We start from the raw sequence: 18,417 nt of genomic DNA, 5'->3' as shown, positions 1-18,417 counted from the left end.
GGAGAGGTAATTCTAATTAAGTTAAAGCATCCCATGCCTTAAAAACATCTCCAAGCCACTTACCTTTTTGATATACATCAGGCGTTCTTTTTCTACTTTAATCTGCTGTTTGATGGCTGAAGTATCTTCATCGATTTGCTTATACAGGTCAGCAATCTGAACTTTGCCTTTCGCCTTTTTTACTGCAATTCTGGTTTTTTGTGACCAGACTAATCTATGTATCAATACATCGATCTGATCTTGTAATTTCTGACTCTGTGCATCCAAAGCGAGTTGATAAAACTTGAGTTGCTCTGCACTTAAACCTTTTTGTGAAACATCCTGATCTTGTTCAATTTGTAGTTGCATTCTTAGTAACGTAAACAGGTCCTGCTCTGCATACGCCTCGTTGGCACGTTGCAATAATTCAGTTTTCTTGATTTTTTTGACATCATTCACTTCACGGTCAGGGTGAATGATGGCAGCAATTTTTAAATAAACGGTTTTCAATGACTGCTCTGCCATCGCTGCTGCCTGTTCCTGTTTTTCCTGCTGGCGTTTTAATCTGGCCTGCTCACGTGCCTGCTGAAAATGATCTGATTCCCATTCTTCAAATACTTCTACATCTGCAAGATCTGAGGGATGCTCATTCTTAAAAAATGTTTCCAGTTCATTTACTTTCTTTTGGCTTTTTCTGAATTGGGCATGTTCGGCACGTTGCTGATAGTAAGTGAAGATTTCATTCACTTTATGAGCTTGTTGCACCGACATTGCCTGAGAGTCTTTTAGATAATTTGCAAGGTATTGAATCTTTTCATCCAGCACCACCAGTTCTGCCTTGGAAAATGTGGTTTCCTGCAGGTGCTTCCAGAGCTGTTCCAGCTGCTTGAACAGTACGCCATGCAATTCATGGTAAACTGGCATGAAGGTTTTATGGGTATATTGCTGCAGATCTTCTTCAGCCTGTTGCCATTGGTGTAATTCCTGTTTCTGTTGCTCGATTTTATCAATCAGATGATCCAGCTTCTTCTGCTGTGGCGAAAGCGCTGTGAATGGCTGAATCATGGTTTTTAAGTCAAAGAGCATGGCAGGAGAAGGTCAAAGAAGAAATAATATCCATATTAAATCTTTCAGCTTTCGTCACAAAGTCCTTTTCAGTGTGCCCTTTCGAAATTTGTATCAGAATTAAAAAAAGCAGACCAAAGTCTGCTTTTTCGCTCTCATATTGATTATTCCAGCACTACACGGCCATTCAAGGACTGTACCGGACGGTTATTTGGATGCCCCATCAGTTTGGTAAATTCCGAAATCTGCTTGGCAGAAGCCTGCTGAATATCTTTCAGAATCAGCCAGCGTACGCCTTCCGAACACGGAGGTGTGGTCAGCGAGCCGCTAAAGCGATAATAATCCAGATTCTTAGGCAACATCTGATTCACCGCTTGTGGCGTTTTCAAAACCACTTTTTCACCCTGTTTTTTTGGTAGGCGACTCCACATGCGTTTGAGCATCTGACTTTCCTGTCCCTGTTCAAACATCATCCCCACCACAGCCAGCTCACCTTTGGCATTGGAATGGACAAAATGGATTTCCAGTGGATAGCTTTTACCCTTGATCAGGTTTTCACTCGGGCTGTGCAAATGAAACTGCTTCAGTACAAAGGTATCGCCATCCAGTTGCAATTCACCACCTTGCGAAAAATCCACCTGAACAGTATGACCTTTATTTTCGATCGCATGAATCATGGTGTTATAGCTGAACTTGAGCGGTTCCAGTTCTGCTTTCACTGTTCGCTCAATATTGATTGGTGACTGGTTCAGACCATTACAGGCCGAATATTTCTGGCTCAAAGTCGACCATTGCTCAGGCTGAGTATAATCCCAATCCGCATCTGCCCAGACCGCTGTACTTAAACCCATAACCGTTAAAAGCGTGAATATTCTTTTCACAATACATCCCTTGTTGGAAGTCAAAATCACAATTTTTAATTTAAAAACAGTTTATTAACCTGGTGTAATCACTCTATTTTTCAGGCCACAAACTACAGATTTTTATAGAGATGAAGTGATTTGCTTACAAATTTCTAAACACTCCTAGTTCTTCAAAACACATTATTCAGAATATATATTGGTAGATTTCAAATGGATAATACTTTTATAGATTTAAAAATAGACAGCAGAGAATGTGATCTTCTTCAAATTTAATCTGCTGATTTTTTATGCATTATTTACATGAAATCTCTATCTTATTTTGAATAAATTGAATAGCTAGATTTTTAAGCTCAAGCTTCTTTTTTAAATAGAATCTGTCTTGATTCATAAACTTACATAAACACAGCAGCAAATAAAATACTGATATTGCTAGACTCGAGCCAAAGAGCAAAATGAGGATAAAGAATTTAAATGGACTGGGCCACGATATTTATACATGACACCACCTGGGAGTTTACTGCAGAAATTTTGCTGCGTTGTGCCCTGATGTATACGATGATTATCCTGTTTCTGCGCCTGACCGGAAAACGCGGGGTACGTCAGCTTTCCATCTTCGAAGTCGCTATCATTTTGAGCTTGGGTTCGATTGCCGGCGACCCGATGTTTACCGAAGATATTCCTCTGATTCAGGCAGTCCTGGTGATGTCGGTGATTATTATCATGTATCGCCTGACCACCTGGCTCATGATGAAATATCAATGGTTTGAAGACCTATTGGAAGGTAAACCGATTTATATCGTAGAAGATGGCGTGCTGGTCGTTGAAGAGATTAAAAAAGGTAAAATGTCCCATGATGAATTCTTTGCCGAAATGCGCCAGCAAGGCGTAGAACATCTCGGTCAGGTACGCACCGGTTTACTGGAAACTGACGGTAAGTTCAGTATCCTGTTTTTCAAATCGGATGAGGTTCGGCCTGGGCTGCCACTTTTTCCTAAAACCTGCTCTATTGTCCAACAGGTCAAGGCCGGGCAATTATATGCCTGCATTTACTGTGGACAGGTACAAACCCTTTCGCATGCCGACCAGCAATGTCCGCGCTGTGATTCTTCGCAATGGGCCGAAACGATTGACTGTTTAAGAATCACTTAAGCCTGATTCAGTAACTGCAAATGGGCAAAAATTTCCGGCAGTTGCTGAATTTTATATTGGATATGTTCAGCATCTGCATGAAAGCCTTGCATCCATAATGCATGCATTCCGGCCTCTGTAGCTCCTTGTACATCATTAATTGGATGGTCGCCAATATACAGGCACTGTGCAGGCTGCACGCCTAAACGCTCTGCAGTGATCTGGAATATTTCTGGCTGTGGTTTGTTAAAGCCTACTAGTCCCGAACTGATGATCTCATCAAAATAAGTTTCAATACCCAAACCCCGAATCGTATTTAAACGGGTGTCATGTCCGCCATTGGAAACAATGGCTAGCTGATAACCCTCATCTTTCAGCTGCGTTAATACTTGCTCTGCTGCCGGCATTTCTACGGCGCAGCGACCAAACTGGCTAAACCAGAACTGTGCCAGCTCATCTATGCTGGGTGGATTTAACCAAGATAGCTCCTGTAATAATGCATAAGCTGCCGAAGCCCCGATGCTGCCATGCGTTAGCAATTCCTTTTTAGGATAACCGCCATTATCGATGCGTCTTACAATCTCGATAATTTTATCAGACTCGACCTGTTTCAATGCTGGCGCATAATATTCTGCCAGATAACGGCTATAGGCCTGTGCAGTCAGATCACGATGGGTCAAGGTATTGTCGAGGTCAAATAAAACAGCTTGAATAGGCATAATTTTCAAAACGAGATGCTGAAACTTTCAATCATGTTAACAGCCCGAAACTCATTAGATCAGACATAAAATTGCTAAGTTTTGTTGTTTTAAGCATAAAAAAAGCGATGCCAAAGCATCGCCTTTTCTTAGAGTACAAAATCTAAATTAGAATTTGTACTCTAAGCCTGTACCAACAACTGGTTGTTTAGTTTCTAAAGAACCACGCTCAAGTGTTAGATAACCGGCATAACCATATGCTTTCACTTGTTTACTAAATGCGTAATCTGCACCAACAAAGATCTGCTGTGCTTCATAATCGGCAGTATTATCTTTGAAGCTTGTAGTGTTTTGGCTGTATTGACCTTTAACTGTCCAAGCTTTTGCATTTGGAAGATTATATTCAGCACCAATTAACCAACCTTGAGCATCATCAATAAGCAAATCAACTGCTTTAGAAGCTGCATCCACATCCGCCACTTCTGAAGTTTGATAAAGAGCTTTAAGCGCTAAACCACCATCTAGATTTACACGGCCAATTGCACGAATGGTATTTGCAGCAGCAAATAAAGTACCGCCCGTTACTTCTGGAGCAGAAGCATTATCAAAACCGCGCCCTAAGAAGTTAGTCGGAATTGCTTTGTCATAAGCAACACCTGCTACAACTACTGGGCTGTCATATACTACAGAAGCAGACCAAGCATCACCTAAACCACGATTTGCAGTTTTAACTACACCTTTATCAGATTTAATTCCTGAATTTTCACCAGTTGCCAATAAAGCATTCACTTTAATAGCACCTTGAGGCAAGGCAATAGCTGGAGCTTCATACACTACAGCATTCGCTACTCGGCTTTCACCAGTGAAAATACCACTTACATCAGCACGGTTACCTACATAATTATTGAAGGTATCTACCGGGCTAGACAATTGTTTTAATGGAGTGTCATGTGCACCAATTTTTAAAGTACCAAGTTTTGCATCTTTTAAACCAACAAAACGGTTACGTTTAGACCAGTCGTCACCCTCACCATCAGAGTTAAAAGCCCATTCAATTGCATAAATTGCGCTTAGGCGATCCGTTAACTTTTCATCCCCTTTTAAACCAACGAATGAGCTATTTGAACTTAGTTCAATTACATCTTTGTCAGATACTGGTGAAGCATTATCTTCAGGTAAATAATCTACTGACGCATCAATCTCACCATAGAAAGTTGGTGCTGCAAAAGTTGTCCCCGCCAAAAGGCTGAATGCAATTGCTGTTGCTAACTTAGTTTTCATCAAAAATATCCTTAATTTATTTTGTAACAAATAATACACACGGCGCTTATATTACAAAATTATTAAATTAATATTTATATATTCTATTTAGTACTTTGGTGGTGTTTCAAAAAGTATGCTGAAAAAAAGCAGGTTGGATTTTGATAAAATAGAGAAATGCGAATAACTCTAGAAATCAAGTGTCCAGCCTGCCTAAGTGACAGTATAAAGAAAAATGGCACAAAAGTAGATGGTAAGCAAAATTACCAATGTAAAATATGCAGACGTCAATTTATTGGTGATCATGCTCTCAGTTATCAAGGCTGTCACTCAGGTATCAAAACCAAAATATTACACCTCATGGTGCGAGGCAGTGGTGTCAGGGATATAGCAGAAATTGAAAGAGTAAGTATCGGTAAAGTTCTACGGACACTTAGCCAATCAAAATATCAACTTCGAGCACAGCAAAGTCATTATGAAACCCTTGAAGTAGATGAGTTTTGGACTTTTGTTGGTCATAAGCAAAATAAACAATGGCTAATTTATGCCTATCATCGAGAAACAGGTGAAATTGTTGCTTATGTATGGGGTAACCGAGATTTAGCCACTGCAAAACGACTTAAATTAAAATTGAAGCAGTTAGGTGTAAGCTATACATGTATATCAAGTGACCATTGGGATAGCTTTGTTACGACCTTTAAAGAATGCAAACAGTTGATTGGTAAATTTTTCACTGTGGGTATAGAAGGCAATAATTGTCGATTACGGCATCGAATCAGGCGAGGCTTTAGGAGAAGCTGCAACTTCTCCAAAAAGCTTGAAAATCATTTCAAAGCCTTTGATTTAGTGTTCTTTTATATCAATAATGGATTCGTTTAATGCCAGCATACTTTTTGAAACACCACCAGTACTTTAGGCTAACATTTAACCAAATAGTTGATTATTTAGAAATTTTATACTTTTTCTGCAACTTTCATCCATCGGAAAATTGGAATTAAACTGAAAATTGCTATGATCACGATCAGGTTTAGATAATTTTGATAGCCTAAAGCATCTCCAAAAATGCCACTCAGGCTATAAAGTCCCCCACTTACCGTGGCCATCAGCGCCACCTGAAAGGTAAAATCAGTACCGGCCAGATACTTGCGACTGTATTGCATGACCAAGGTCAGCATGACCACCAAAAGCATGGCAGAGATCATGTCTTCGGCGGCATTAATCAGATATATCATCCAGTTTTCTACTTTTTTTTGGGTTTCATACTGGGCAGCCAGCCAGGCGTAGGCCATTAAGCCCAATATTTTTAGAATTGAGAAAACGATCAAACTCGAGCTGCGCGACCAGTACTTCAGACACCAACCGGCCAGTCCTGCCCCAATCAAGGCAGCCATGGCTCCCAGCATGGTGACATAAAGACCAATCTGGCTAAAGCTCAGTCCGAGATCTACCATTAACGGTTTTAATAAAGGCCCGGATAAACCATCGGCGATTTTAAAGGTCAGTAAAACCAGAAGCCACCTCGCCAAGCTTAAATCTGACCAGAAGTATTGAAAATAGGTTTTTATATTGCTGAATGCAGGTCGTTTATCAGCTGGCGTGATAATTTTTGAATGCTGAGGTTCTCTAAAAAGTAAAATGGGTAAAGTATTAATAAAGACCAGAGCGGCCAATAATAGAAAGGTGGCTTGCCATTGCAGCAGATCGAGCAACCATAATACTGCTCCACCTCCGACAATAAATCCCAGTCGTGAACCGATGACCTGAAAGGTATTACCCCAATGTTGCTGTTCATTTTTCAGAATATTGACCGCCAGTGCATCGGTGGCAATATCCTGCGTGGCGCCAATACCATTCATCAATAAAAGCGTGATAAAAAACAGTAGTAAATACAGCGGCTGATTCAAGGCCTGAATCGGTAGAAATGAGAGCCCAATCAATACAGCAACTGACAGCCATTGCAAGGGAATAATCCAGCTACGGTAATGACCTTGGGCGCTCGATCCGTGCCGATCAACCCAAGGTGCCCAGAATATTTTAATCGACCAAGGTATCATCAGCAGGCCAAAGCCCCCGATATGCGCCAGCGATACCCCTTCAGCCCGCAGAATGACCGGCAAGGCATGTGTCATAAATCCGACCGGAAGCCCCTGTGCCCAATACAGCGAAAACAGTAAGATATAGATATTCCGCATATGCAGGCCAAGTCCTTTAGGTGAAAATGCATTAACGGCATTTAAGATGCCATACATTTTGCCAATGATCCGGATTTTACAACAGTCTAATATAATCAAAAATAAAGAAAAATTAGTTTCAGGAAGAGACAGAAGCAATGACCCAAACACGTTTCCCTCGGCTATCGCCACATGTCCCGGCCCGCGGCAGCAAGTTGAGCCGGACTTTTTTCAGGCAGCTTTTTTTGGCCCAAGGCTGGCATCTGGAAGGCGAATTTCCAGACTTAGCTAAAGCAGTCGCGATTATTTCTCCGCATACTTCCAATATTGATGCATGGCTGGGTTTTAACGCCCTGCTCGGTCTCGGTATACAGATTACAATTTTTGGTAAAGACAGCCTGTTCCGCACACCACTGAAGCCGGTTCTGGAATGGATTGGCGTCGTTCCGGTGGTGCGCGATAGTCCGCAAGGTCATACCCGACAGATTGTAGACATCATTGAAAAATCAGAACAGATCTGGGTCGGTATGGCACCGGAAGGTTCACGTAAAGCACCAGAAAAAATTCGCAGCGGTTTTTATCATATTGCCAAGGCAGCCCATTTGCCGATTGTGATGTTTTCCTTTGATTACGATATCAAGACCATTCATATCCTGGGCGTGTACCATCTGACTGGTGATTATGAATATGACCTGGAACAGATTTATCAGCATTATCAAGGTAAATTCTCAGCCAAAAATCCTGACTGGGTGGCCAAGCCGTTACAAAAGCTTTTGAAAAAAGACTAGGCAAATACGGCTTTTTTTGATGTGATAGCCTGAATTTTGTTGATTTAATCACCAGTTTTTATAATGAAATTAGCCCGTTATGCCTTGATCGGCTGTCTTGGATTCAGTCTTGCAGCCTGTGACAAAGCCACTAAAACACCCACGCCTGCCACGCCAATAAAAGCCCGTGAACCTGTCGTCGCCATTGCCCTCGGTGGTGGCGGTGCCAAAGGTTTTGCCCATATTGGCGTCATTAAAGTGCTCGAATCACACGGCATCAAACCGAAGATTGTCACCGGAACCAGTGCTGGCAGTTTTGTCGGTAGCTTATATGCCAGTGGTAAATCGCCTTATCAGTTACAGCAGATTGCCCTGAATTTTAAAGAATCGGATATCCGCGATTTAACCTTGAACCGGCAAGGGATTATTGCTGGGCAAAAATTGCAGGATTTCGTCAATAAGAATGTAGCGAACAAACCAATTGAACAATTCCCAATTCGTTTTGCTGCAGTTGCCACTCGCCTGGACAATGGCCGCAAGGCAGATTTTATTAAAGGCAATGCCGGACAGGCAGTTCGTGCTTCCTGTAGCATTCCGAATGTGTTTGTGCCTGCAGTGATTGGTGGAAGCAAATATGTCGATGGCGGTCTGGTCAGTCCGATTCCGGTCAAGACCGCCAAAGATATGGGAGCAGACATTGTGATTGCCGTGGATATTTCTGCCCGTCCGGATGGTAATAAGGCTCTAAATATGTGGGGCGTACTAGACCAGACCCTGAATATTATGGGACAGCAAAGCATTCATGAGGAACTGAGTCAGGCCAATGTGGTGATCCAGCCCAAAGTCGGCCATATTGGTACTTTAGACCTGAAAGCCAGTAATGCGACCATTCTGGAAGGTGAAAAGGCTGCTCAGCTGAAAATCCGTACTATTGAAAAAGCCATTAGCAACTTCAAGCAGTCTCCCGCGGCATTTAAACCGCCACGTCCGGCAAAATTTTGATGCATGAATTTTTTATATTCATCTGCGGCCGCATCTGCTACATTGAAGATCAATCATATAAAGATGATGATTAATTAAATACTTAGCGATATAGGTCACGATATGGAATTAGTTCTTGAACCTTGGCACTGGTTTGTATTAGGCATCCTTCTGATTCTATCGGAATTACTACTGCCCGCATTTGCTGCCCTGTGGTTCGGGATCGGTGCCATCATGGTTGGCGTCCTGTACTGGATGTTCCCGATGATGGGACTGACGACCCAGCTCCTGACCTGGATCGTACTTTCTGTACTGTGTACGCTGCTCTGGTTCAAGTTTATCAAACCGCTTTCCATTGACAAGACCAAAGCCGGTCTGTCGCGTGAGGCGACCATTGGTCAAGTGGGCATGGTGATTCAGATCAATCTGGATCATGGGCAAATCCGGGTGCGTTTTCCGATGCCAGTTTTAGGTTCGGATGAATGGGAATGCCGAACTCTGGACCCAGTTCAAGTCGGAGATCGCGTTCGCGTCGTGGATATTCTGGGTAATGATCTGGTCGTACAACCCCACAGCACGAATTATCAAAATCAATAAGGTGAATAAGCTATGTCTGGTGGTTCTATCATTGTTATCGCGTTTCTGGCCTTTGTTGCGATTACCATTTTTAAAGGTGTGCGGATTGTGCCGCAAGGCTACAAATGGATCGTACAGCGTCTGGGTAAATACCACACCACGCTAAATCCGGGTCTGAATTTTGTCATTCCTTATGTCGATGAAGTCGCCTATAAAGTCACAACCAAAGATATCGTTCTGGATATTCCCTCACAGGAAGTGATTACCCGTGATAACGCGGTTTTGCTGATGAATGCCGTGGCCTATATCAACCTGACCACACCAGAAAAAGCCGTGTACGGGATTGAAAACTATTCCTGGGCGATTCAGAACCTGGTACAAACCTCACTGCGTTCGATTGTCGGTGAAATGGATCTGGATGATGCCCTGTCTTCGCGTGATCATATTAAGGCACGCTTGAAATCCAGTATTTCCGATGATATTTCGGATTGGGGTATTACCTTAAAAACTGTAGAAATTCAAGATATTAAACCTTCAATCACCATGCAGACCGCGATGGAAGAACAGGCCGCTGCTGAACGTCAGCGTCGTGCAACCGTCACCAAAGCTGACGGTGAAAAACAGGCCGCAATTCTGGAAGCGGATGGCCGTCTGGAAGCCTCACGTCGTGATGCCGAAGCGCAAGTGGTTCTGGCTGAGTCTTCACAACGTGCAATTGACATGGTGACTTCTGCCATTGGTGATAATGAAATTCCGGTCGCCTATTTACTGGGTGAACAGTATATTAAAGCCATGCAGGATATGGCCAAGTCGCCAAATGCCAAGACCGTGGTCCTTCCAGCCGATGTGTTAAATACGATCCGCGGTGTCATGGGTCGCCCTAACTAATTTATCTTTTGACTTTATACATAGGCAGCCCGAGGGTTGCCTATTTTTATTCGCGCAAGAAAATCTCAGCAAAAAATGTGAATTTATGGTTAAATTTCGCGTTTATTTTTGAAATCTACTGGATTTGATGTTGCCTGGCTTTCGGATTAAAGCTTTTCGCAGCTATCTTATTCCTTGTTTCGATCTACTGTCCAACTTAAAAATGGATACCGTATGAGCTCCCTAAATCCAACCTTAATTACTTTTCTTTTCTATATTGTCGCAATGGTGGTGATCGGCCTAATGGCTTATCGCGCGACAAGCAACTTTTCCGATTACATCTTAGGGGGCCGACGTTTAGGGAGTTTCGTAACTGCACTTTCTGCAGGGGCTTCCGACATGAGTGGCTGGCTACTGATGGGTCTGCCCGGTGCGATTTATCTTTCTGGTCTGTCTGAGATGTGGATTGCCATCGGTCTGATCATTGGTGCCTGGCTCAATTGGCTACTGGTCGCTGGTCGTCTGCGGGTGCATACCGAAGTCCAGCACAATGCCCTGACCCTGCCGGATTATTTCTCGAATCGTTTTAACGACCAGAAAAAAATCCTGCGTATTGTTTCGGCTTTCGTGATTCTGATTTTCTTTGCGATTTACTGTGCTTCCGGCATGGTTGCAGGTGCGCGTCTGTTCGAAAGCATGTTTGACATGTCTTACAGCACTGCGCTCTGGATCAGTGCCATTGCCACCATCAGCTATGTGTTTATTGGTGGCTTCCTGGCTGTGAGCTGGACCGATACCATTCAGGCCGGTCTGATGATCTTTGCCCTGTTGCTGACGCCAATCGTGACGTTGATGGCGTTCTCGGATATGTCCCAGGTGACTTTGGCACTGGAAGCTGCTCGTCCTCAAGCAATGAATATTCTGGGTAATCTGAGCTTTGTTGCAATTATTTCCCTGCTTGCCTGGGGTTTGGGTTACTTTGGCCAGCCGCATATTCTGGTGCGCTTCATGGCTGCAGATTCAGTCAAATCCATTCCAAATGCACGTCGTATTGGCATGACCTGGATGATTCTGTGTCTGGGCGGTGCAGTCGCAGCCGGCTTCTTCGGTATTGCTTATTTCGAGCAGCATCCAGAACTGGCAAGCGTGGTGAATGCCAATCCTGAAACCGTATTTATGGAACTGACCAAAATCCTGTTTAACCCATGGATTGCAGGTGTAGTTCTGGCGGCGATTCTGGCGGCAGTAATGAGTACTTTAAGCTGTCAGCTCTTGGTCTGTTCAAGCACTTTGACAGAAGACTTCTATAAATCTTTCCTGCGTAAAAATGCCTCGCAAAAAGAACTGGTCTGGGTTGGACGTTTGATGGTACTGCTGATTGCCTTGCTGGCGATCTGGATGGCGGGTAATCCTGAATCTAAAGTGCTGGGTCTGGTGGCTTATGCATGGGCAGGTTTTGGTGCCGCTTTTGGTCCATTGATTATCCTGTCATTGTTCTGGAAACGTATGACCTTGAATGGTGCCTTGGCGGGTATGATCGTTGGTGCAGTCGTGGTTATTTTCTGGAAGAACCTGTTTGCTGACACTGGTCTGTATGAAATCGTTCCTGGCTTTATCTGTTCAATGCTGGCGATTGTGGTGGTGAGTCTGATGGGTAAAGCACCAACAGCAGAAATTACTGACCGTTTTGAAGAAGCTGAACGCCTGTATAACGAAAGTAAATAATTCTGTATCAACTAAAAAGAGGACTTCAAGTCCTCTTTTTTTATGCGGTTCCTTTAAAATTTTTTAGAAAAATAATTTTTCAATCAGCTTTTGCGCGTGAGCAGGAACTGGGTAATTTGCATCAACTCTTCCGCCTGACCTTCAAAATGGTTCAAGGCATTGATCGCCTGATCATGTAATTGCTGGGCATAGGCTTTGGCCTGCTCTAGACCCATCAATGCCGGATAAGTCGATTTTTCTACCTGTTCATCTTTACCTGCGGTTTTCCCCAAGACTTCGGTATCGGAAATAATATCCAGAATATCGTCCTGTACCTGGAAAGCCAGACCAATCGCCTGTCCAAACTCACGTAATTTAGGAATGGCCAGATCGGTGCCTTCAAAGATTGTCACCGCCGCCATCATGATCGCGGCGCTAATCAAAGCACCGGTTTTATTGCGATGAATATTTTCCAGTGCTTGCTGATCGATTTTTTTGCCTTCAGACTGCAAATCTAAAACCTGACCATTCACCATTTTCGAAGAAGCGGTTGCCAGAATCTGCATCTGCTTCAGTACAATGGAAGCTTCTACCGCTGGCCCCTGATCAAACAGACGGCTACCCAAAATTTCAAAAGCCATAGACTGCAGGATATCACCTGCCAACAATGCTGTATCTTCCCCATAAGCCACATGACAGGTCGGTTGGCCACGGCGCAGCAAATCATTGTCCATACATGGTAGATCATCATGGGCCAGTGAATAGCAGTGAATAAACTCGATCGCAACCGCTGCACGGCGCACTGCAGCGCTATTCTGGTTCGGCTTTAATGCGGCGGTGGCATAGCATAGCGCTGGACGTACTCGTTTACCGCCAAGCATCACAGCATGATGGACTGCCGACCTTAACGGTTCCGGAATGGCAAAGGCTTCCAGAGCGGTCAATAAATCCTGTTGAATGCGGTGTTGTGCTTGAGTGAGTGCATGGGTTGATACGTCAGTAATAGATGACACATTCGCCTCGAATACGTAGTCCAGAAAAATAAAATGACAAGCGAATAAATGCCTGTACGCTGATCAGGCATTGTACCTAGAAATGCCTTGAATTTTCAGCCATAAATCGTATTGTTCTGCTGAAATTCGCTATTCAACATCAAATAAGCAAGTCAGAGATTTTAAACAATAAAAAACCACCGCAGAACCGGTGGTTTTATTCAGGCTAAATGTATGCACAGCATTTAAACGAGAACATCTTCTGGTACGCGCACCCAGCCTTCCATCAAGACACGGGCACTACGGCTCATAATCGCTTTCTTCACTTTCCACTCACCATTTTCAAAACTTGCTTGTGCACCCACTCTCAACGTCCCGGAAGGATGACCGAAACGCACTGCTTCACGCTCTACTCCACCTGCGACCCGGTTCACCAATGTTCCGGGAATAGCAGCTGCCGTACCAATGGCCACCGCAGCCGTACCCATCATGGCATGATGGAGTTTACCCATAGACAAGGCACGAACCAGAATATCGGTGTCTGATTCAGTGACAGTTTTGCCACTTGAAGAGGTATAGCTACTCGGTGGTGCAACAAAGGCAATTTTTGGAGTATGTTGTCGGGTTACGGCTTCGGCAATATCCTGAATCAGTCCCATCTGCTTCGCTGCATAGGCACGAATTGTCTCAAATTTTGTCAGGGCTGCCACGTCATTATTGATATGATCCTGAAGCTCGGTACCCTTATAACCGAGATCTCCAGCATTCAAAAATACCGTCGGAATGCCGGCATTAATCATGGTCACTTCGAAACTGCCAATATTGGGAACTTCCAAAGTATCGACCAGATTACCTGTTGGAAACATTGAACCGCCTTCAGCATCGTCATCGGCTGGATCCAGAAACTCGATCTGCACTTCGGCAGCAGGAAAGGTTACGCCATCCAGTTCGAAATCACCCAACTCCTGCACCTGTCCATTCTGTATCGGCACATGTGCAATAATGGTTTTCTGAATATTGGCCTGCCAGATACGTACCGTGCACAGCCCATTTTCAGGAATACGTTCGGCATCGACCAGACCATTGGAAATGGCAAATGCACCTACTGCCGCGGTCAGATTGCCACAGTTGCCACTCCAGTCCACAAAAGGACGGTCAATTGACACCTGACCAAATAAATAATCGACATCATGATCAGCGTGTTGGCTTTTTGACAGGATCACCGTTTTACTGGTACTGGAACTGGCACCACCCATACCGTCGATCTGTTTCCCGTATGGATCGGGGCTACCAATCACGCGCAGCAAAAGCTGATCACGAATCCGGCCCGGCTGTTGTGCTTCTACAGGCAGGTTATCCAGCTTAAAGAAAACACCTTTACTGGTGCCTCCACGCATATAGGTTGCAGGAATCTTGATTTGGGCGGCAAAACTCATGAATTATTTCATCCTTTGACTTGTCTTTGTTTTCGTACGGGTTATTCAATATTTATATTCAAAGTATAGTATGTTGAAAGCAGAACTGCTTGACTGCCAGACCTTAGTATAAAAAAACGGCATTTGTATTTTATCCAAGAAAAAAGAGAACTCATCAGTAACAGTTTCAATAAAATTAATATATTGATTCATTTATATTTTATTTCAGTTATTTATATGAATATTTTTTATTACTCCTCCAACAATATTTCATTCTTAGGATGGACTAGGCTTCTTTAGTCTGATCAATTACAATCAGCCACTTATCATTTTCCATTGTCGGGCTGAACACTTTGAATAACGAGTCTTCACAACTTCAGCGTGGCTTAAAGAACCGTCATATTCAGTTGATCGCCATGGGCGGTGCAATTGGCACAGGCTTATTCTTAGGTTCCGCACAGGTGATCCAATCTGCGGGTCCTTCTATTATTTTGGGCTATGCCATTGGTGGCTTGATTGCATTTTTAATCATGCGTCAATTGGGTGAGATGATTGTTCATGAACCGGTCGCAGGTTCATTCAGCCATTTTGCTTATAAATACTGGGGCAAATTCCCCGGTTTCCTTGCAGGTTGGAACTACTGGATTCTGTATATCCTGGTGGCCATGACCGAACTCACCGCTGTTGCGAAATATATCAACTACTGGTGGCCGCATATTCCAGCCTGGGCATCGGTACTGTTTTTCTTTATCTTGATTACGCTGGTCAACCTCGGCAATGTGAAATTCTACGGTGAATCGGAATTCTGGCTCTCGATCATTAAAGTGACTGCGGTCATCTCGATGATTGTGTTCGGGCTATATCTGATCTTAACCGCAGATGCTTCATCAACTGCATCGTTCAGTAATTTATGGACTGCGGGTGGCTTCTTCCCGAATGGCTTTGAAGGCCTGTTCTTCATGCTGGCCTTCCTGATGTTCGCCTTCGGTGGTATTGAACTGATCGGCATGGCTGCGGCAGAAGCTGAAAATCCAGAAAAAACCATTCCGAAAGCGATTAATCAGGTGGTGTTCCGTATCCTGATTTTCTATGTTGGTGCATTGACGATTCTGTTATCGCTGGTGCCTTGGAATCAGCTGGAACTCGGCGGTCTGGATAAAAGTCCGTTTGTGATGATTTTCAGTCAATTGGGTATTGGCTGGGCAGCACACTTACTGAACTTTATTATCTTAACAGCTGCCTTGTCTGTCTATAACAGCGGGATGTATGCCAATAGCCGCATGCTGTATGGTTTAGCGCAGCAAGGAAATGCCCCGAAAGTCTTCATGAAAGTGAATAAGCAAGGTACGCCAATTCCTGCTGTATTGTTCTCTGCCGTGCTGATTTTCGGCTGTGTACTACTCAACTACTTCGTGCCTGAAGATGCTTTAAGTCATCTGATTTACATCGTAGTCGGTGCATTGGTCTTGAACTGGGCTATGATCACCCTAACTCATTTGAAGTTTATTCAGAGCATGAAAAAGCTCGGACAGAAAACATCGTTCCCTGCTCTGTGGTCACCTGCAAGCAACATCTTGGTACTGGGCTTTATCGCAACTATTCTTTATATCATGTGGACACAAGGTTTCCAGGAATCGGTCTATATGATTCCAGTCTGGATTGTGATTATGTTGGGTCTGTTTAAGTTACTTAAGCCTAAAAATACCTAGACAACTCCTGTAGCTATGAGTCCTTAAAAGTTATTGCTTCGGCAATAACTTTTTTTTGTATTTTTTACAGTACAATAGCCTTCTTTTCGCGCCCTTAGCTTAACTGGATAGAGCAGTTGCCTCCTAAGCGACCGACGTGGGTTCGAGTCCCGCAGGGCGCACCATCCTTTCAAAATGTGATCTATACTTCAAAAAATTAGCGTTAATCTTCATATTTTTAGAATATTTTTTATACAAAAAATCATTTTTTCTTCATTATTTTATTTCTTTTACTTTCAAATACTTATTTCAAAATGAGGCTATTTTTTGGTGTAAAAACTCTATTTTGATGCTTTTTTAGACTAATTAGTTTTTTCTAGAGCATTTACTCTTATTTTAATTGTGCTATTTTTGTCACATGGAGTAACAAATGATTGCGGATAAATACCCGAAATCTCCAAGAATTTAATAAGTGCAAACAACAACGCTAGATATAAATTTGTACCTCAAGGAAAGACGTAAATGAAATTAAAAACATTAACTACTGCAATGATTCTTGCAACTGTACCAATGACGGGTGCTTTTGCAGCAGCTCTAGATCGTTCAGGCCAATCAATGGCGGCCTTCCTGCAACCAGGTAATTATTTTGAAGCAGGTATTTCTGTCCTAGACCCAGATGTATCTGGTAAAGAAGCTGGTACAAGTGAAACACGCCGTAATATTGATGATATGGCTGGTGATTACTATTTCCCAAGTGCAGCATTAAAGTTTCAACCTACTGAAAAATTCTCAGTTGGTATTTTATATGATCAACCATATGGTGCTGATGCTGAATACCAAGGCACTAATGTCTTTACTTCAAACCCAGGTACAGACACTATCTTATCAACTGGTGCAATAAACAATATTGTACGCGCTAGAGCAGTTGCAGCTCTTGAAGCCCTAGGAGCACCAGTAAATGAACAAACGCTAGCAGGTGCTGAAGCACAAGTTAGAAGTAGTCCAGCTTTTCAACAGTTAACTGGAGCACTTGCTGCAGGTAATAATTTCTTAGGCGAAGGCAATACTAAAGTTGAAGTAGATACTCAAAACCTATCTTTAGTTTTTGGTTACCAACCGACTGAAAACTGGAATATCTATGGTGGTGGTGTCTATCAAACCGTTAAAGGGAATCTAAGCTTACGCGGTCAAGCATATAGCCTTTTCAATGGTTATGATGCGACATTTAAAGAAACAAGTGGTACAGGCTGGTTAGCAGGTTTAGCCTTCCAAATCCCAGATATTGCTTTAAAAGCTTCTGTAACTTATCGTTCAGAAATTGACCATGATATTTCAGCTTCTGAAGACTTATCACTTTTAAACTTCCCTTTACTAACAACTGTATTAGGTGGTCTAGGTGTTTCTCCTGCTCAGCTTGCTACTCTAGATGATTCTGGAAAAACCAAAATTACTACACCTCAATCTGTAAACTTGGATTTCCAAACAGGTGTAATGGCAAATACTGTAGCTTTCGCTAATGTACGCTGGGTAGACTGGTCAAACTTTTCTATTCGTCCTTACCAATTTGGCAATGTAAGTGAAGCTGTAGGCCCTCTAATAGGTCGTCCAAATGGCTTTAATCTGGTTGAATATGAAGATGACCAAATTTCAGCAACTGTAGGTGTAGGCCGTAAATTTAATGACCTATGGGCTGGTAACGTATCAGTAGGTTGGGATTCTGGTGCAGGCAACCCTGTATCTACACTTGGTCCAACTGAAGGTTACTGGAATGTTGGCCTAGGTCTTCAATACAGCCCAACCCCAGCCACTTTCATTGCTGGTGGTGTAAAATACTTCATGTTAGGTGATGCAAAAGCACAAACTGGTGCACAAGCTGGTGGTCCTGAGTATGTTGCTGAATTTGAAGATAACGATGCATGGGCATATGGTCTGAAAATCGGCTATCGCTTCTAAGCTCTGATTAAATAAAAACCACTTTCGAGTGGTTTTTATTTTTTAACTCTAATTTTATACACTTGCATATCATTCGATTATTTTAGCACCAATTAAAATTAATAGAACTTCAATCCTTTCACATTATTTAAAGTTAATTTAATCTGATATTTTTCATATATTTATACCAATAAAATTAGTATAAAAACTCTAATCAAGCCCTTTCCTTAACCGCCTTAGTTCATTTCTTCAACAGAGCTGAGTATTTACTCTTTTTAAAATTATGTTACTTTTCCTGCACATTTTTGTTACAGATGGCATCAGGGAACGT

Annotated in this window: 16 protein-coding genes and 1 tRNA gene; 10 read left to right on the top strand and 7 right to left on the bottom strand. The window is 42.9% G+C overall.

Annotated features, from left to right (window positions below):
* Nucleotides 1-21: 21 nt before the first annotated feature.
* Together F995_RS07510 and F995_RS07505 are read right to left on the bottom strand one after the other, a co-directional pair.
* Nucleotides 22-1,065, bottom strand: coding sequence for a coiled-coil domain-containing protein (locus F995_RS07510; protein WP_004646241.1), 1,044 nt, complete (start codon nucleotides 1,063-1,065; stop codon nucleotides 22-24).
* 143 nt (nucleotides 1,066-1,208) lie between these two features.
* A complete protein-coding gene (locus F995_RS07505) occupies nucleotides 1,209-1,895 on the bottom strand; it encodes a carbonic anhydrase (RefSeq protein WP_004646240.1) in 687 nt (228 codons plus the stop codon).
* Nucleotides 1,896-2,378: 483 nt separating this feature from the next.
* Here F995_RS07505 and F995_RS07500 point away from each other — a divergent pair, with 483 nt between their 5' ends.
* Complete coding sequence (locus F995_RS07500) at nucleotides 2,379-3,056, top strand: DUF421 domain-containing protein (RefSeq protein WP_004646239.1); 678 nt, start codon at nucleotides 2,379-2,381, stop codon at nucleotides 3,054-3,056.
* Here the strand turns inward: F995_RS07500 and F995_RS07495 are convergent.
* Together F995_RS07495 and F995_RS07490 are read right to left on the bottom strand one after the other, a co-directional pair.
* A complete protein-coding gene (locus F995_RS07495; RefSeq protein WP_004646238.1) occupies nucleotides 3,053-3,754 on the bottom strand; it encodes an HAD family hydrolase in 702 nt (233 codons plus the stop codon). The two genes, F995_RS07500 and F995_RS07495, sit on opposite strands and share 4 nt — an antisense overlap.
* A gap of 147 nt (nucleotides 3,755-3,901) precedes the next feature.
* A complete protein-coding gene (locus tag F995_RS07490; protein ID WP_004646237.1) occupies nucleotides 3,902-5,014 on the bottom strand; it encodes a porin in 1,113 nt (370 codons plus the stop codon).
* 156 nt (nucleotides 5,015-5,170) lie between these two features.
* On the opposite strand from F995_RS07490, the gene F995_RS07485 reads away from it, so the two are divergent.
* Nucleotides 5,171-5,872, top strand: coding sequence for an IS1 family transposase (locus F995_RS07485; RefSeq protein WP_004282341.1), 702 nt, complete (start codon nucleotides 5,171-5,173; stop codon nucleotides 5,870-5,872).
* Nucleotides 5,873-5,946: 74 nt separating this feature from the next.
* Here the strand turns inward: F995_RS07485 and F995_RS07480 are convergent, their stop codons facing one another.
* Nucleotides 5,947-7,185 carry an MFS transporter gene (locus F995_RS07480; protein WP_026055762.1) on the bottom strand — a complete coding sequence of 413 codons (1,239 nt, stop codon included), beginning with the start codon at nucleotides 7,183-7,185 and terminating at the stop codon, nucleotides 5,947-5,949.
* Between the two features lie 137 nt (nucleotides 7,186-7,322).
* Between F995_RS07480 and F995_RS07475 the strand changes: the two genes are divergently transcribed.
* From F995_RS07475 to putP, 5 genes are all read left to right on the top strand, one after another.
* Nucleotides 7,323-7,952, top strand: a complete 630-nt coding sequence (locus F995_RS07475) for a 1-acyl-sn-glycerol-3-phosphate acyltransferase (protein ID WP_004646235.1) — start codon at nucleotides 7,323-7,325, stop codon at nucleotides 7,950-7,952.
* A 63-nt stretch (nucleotides 7,953-8,015) separates the two neighbouring features.
* Complete coding sequence (locus tag F995_RS07470; RefSeq protein WP_004646234.1) at nucleotides 8,016-8,933, top strand: patatin-like phospholipase family protein; 918 nt, start codon at nucleotides 8,016-8,018, stop codon at nucleotides 8,931-8,933.
* 102 nt (nucleotides 8,934-9,035) lie between these two features.
* Nucleotides 9,036-9,509, top strand: a complete 474-nt coding sequence (locus tag F995_RS07465) for an NfeD family protein (protein ID WP_004279378.1) — start codon at nucleotides 9,036-9,038, stop codon at nucleotides 9,507-9,509.
* Between the two features lie 12 nt (nucleotides 9,510-9,521).
* On the top strand, nucleotides 9,522-10,376 hold the full coding sequence (locus F995_RS07460; RefSeq protein WP_004279377.1) for an SPFH domain-containing protein: 855 nt from the start codon (nucleotides 9,522-9,524) through the stop codon (nucleotides 10,374-10,376).
* Between the two features lie 213 nt (nucleotides 10,377-10,589).
* On the top strand, nucleotides 10,590-12,080 hold the full coding sequence (gene putP, locus F995_RS07455; protein WP_004646233.1) for a sodium/proline symporter PutP: 1,491 nt from the start codon (nucleotides 10,590-10,592) through the stop codon (nucleotides 12,078-12,080).
* An 83-nt stretch (nucleotides 12,081-12,163) separates the two neighbouring features.
* Here the strand turns inward: putP and F995_RS07450 are convergent, their stop codons facing one another.
* Nucleotides 12,164-13,072 (bottom strand): polyprenyl synthetase family protein, encoded by a 909-nt coding sequence (locus tag F995_RS07450; protein WP_004646232.1) that lies wholly within the window; start codon nucleotides 13,070-13,072, stop codon nucleotides 12,164-12,166.
* A gap of 224 nt (nucleotides 13,073-13,296) precedes the next feature.
* Nucleotides 13,297-14,487 carry a 2-methylaconitate cis-trans isomerase PrpF gene (prpF, locus tag F995_RS07445; protein WP_004646230.1) on the bottom strand — a complete coding sequence of 397 codons (1,191 nt, stop codon included), beginning with the start codon at nucleotides 14,485-14,487 and terminating at the stop codon, nucleotides 13,297-13,299.
* Between the two features lie 332 nt (nucleotides 14,488-14,819).
* Here prpF and F995_RS07440 point away from each other — a divergent pair, with 332 nt between their 5' ends.
* From F995_RS07440 to F995_RS07430, 3 genes are all read left to right on the top strand, one after another.
* A complete protein-coding gene (locus F995_RS07440) occupies nucleotides 14,820-16,175 on the top strand; it encodes an amino acid permease (protein WP_016806906.1) in 1,356 nt (451 codons plus the stop codon).
* Between the two features lie 88 nt (nucleotides 16,176-16,263).
* Nucleotides 16,264-16,339 (top strand) — tRNA-Arg (locus F995_RS07435).
* Nucleotides 16,340-16,676: 337 nt separating this feature from the next.
* Nucleotides 16,677-18,107, top strand: a complete 1,431-nt coding sequence (locus tag F995_RS07430; protein WP_004646227.1) for an outer membrane protein transport protein — start codon at nucleotides 16,677-16,679, stop codon at nucleotides 18,105-18,107.
* The last annotated feature ends 310 nt before the right edge of the window (nucleotides 18,108-18,417 follow it).

Origin of the sequence: Acinetobacter sp. CIP A162, from assembly GCF_000367905.1 — a bacterium.
Classification (GTDB): Bacteria; Pseudomonadota; Gammaproteobacteria; order Pseudomonadales; family Moraxellaceae; genus Acinetobacter; species Acinetobacter lwoffii.
This window is presented reverse-complemented; position numbering and strand designations above follow the sequence as displayed.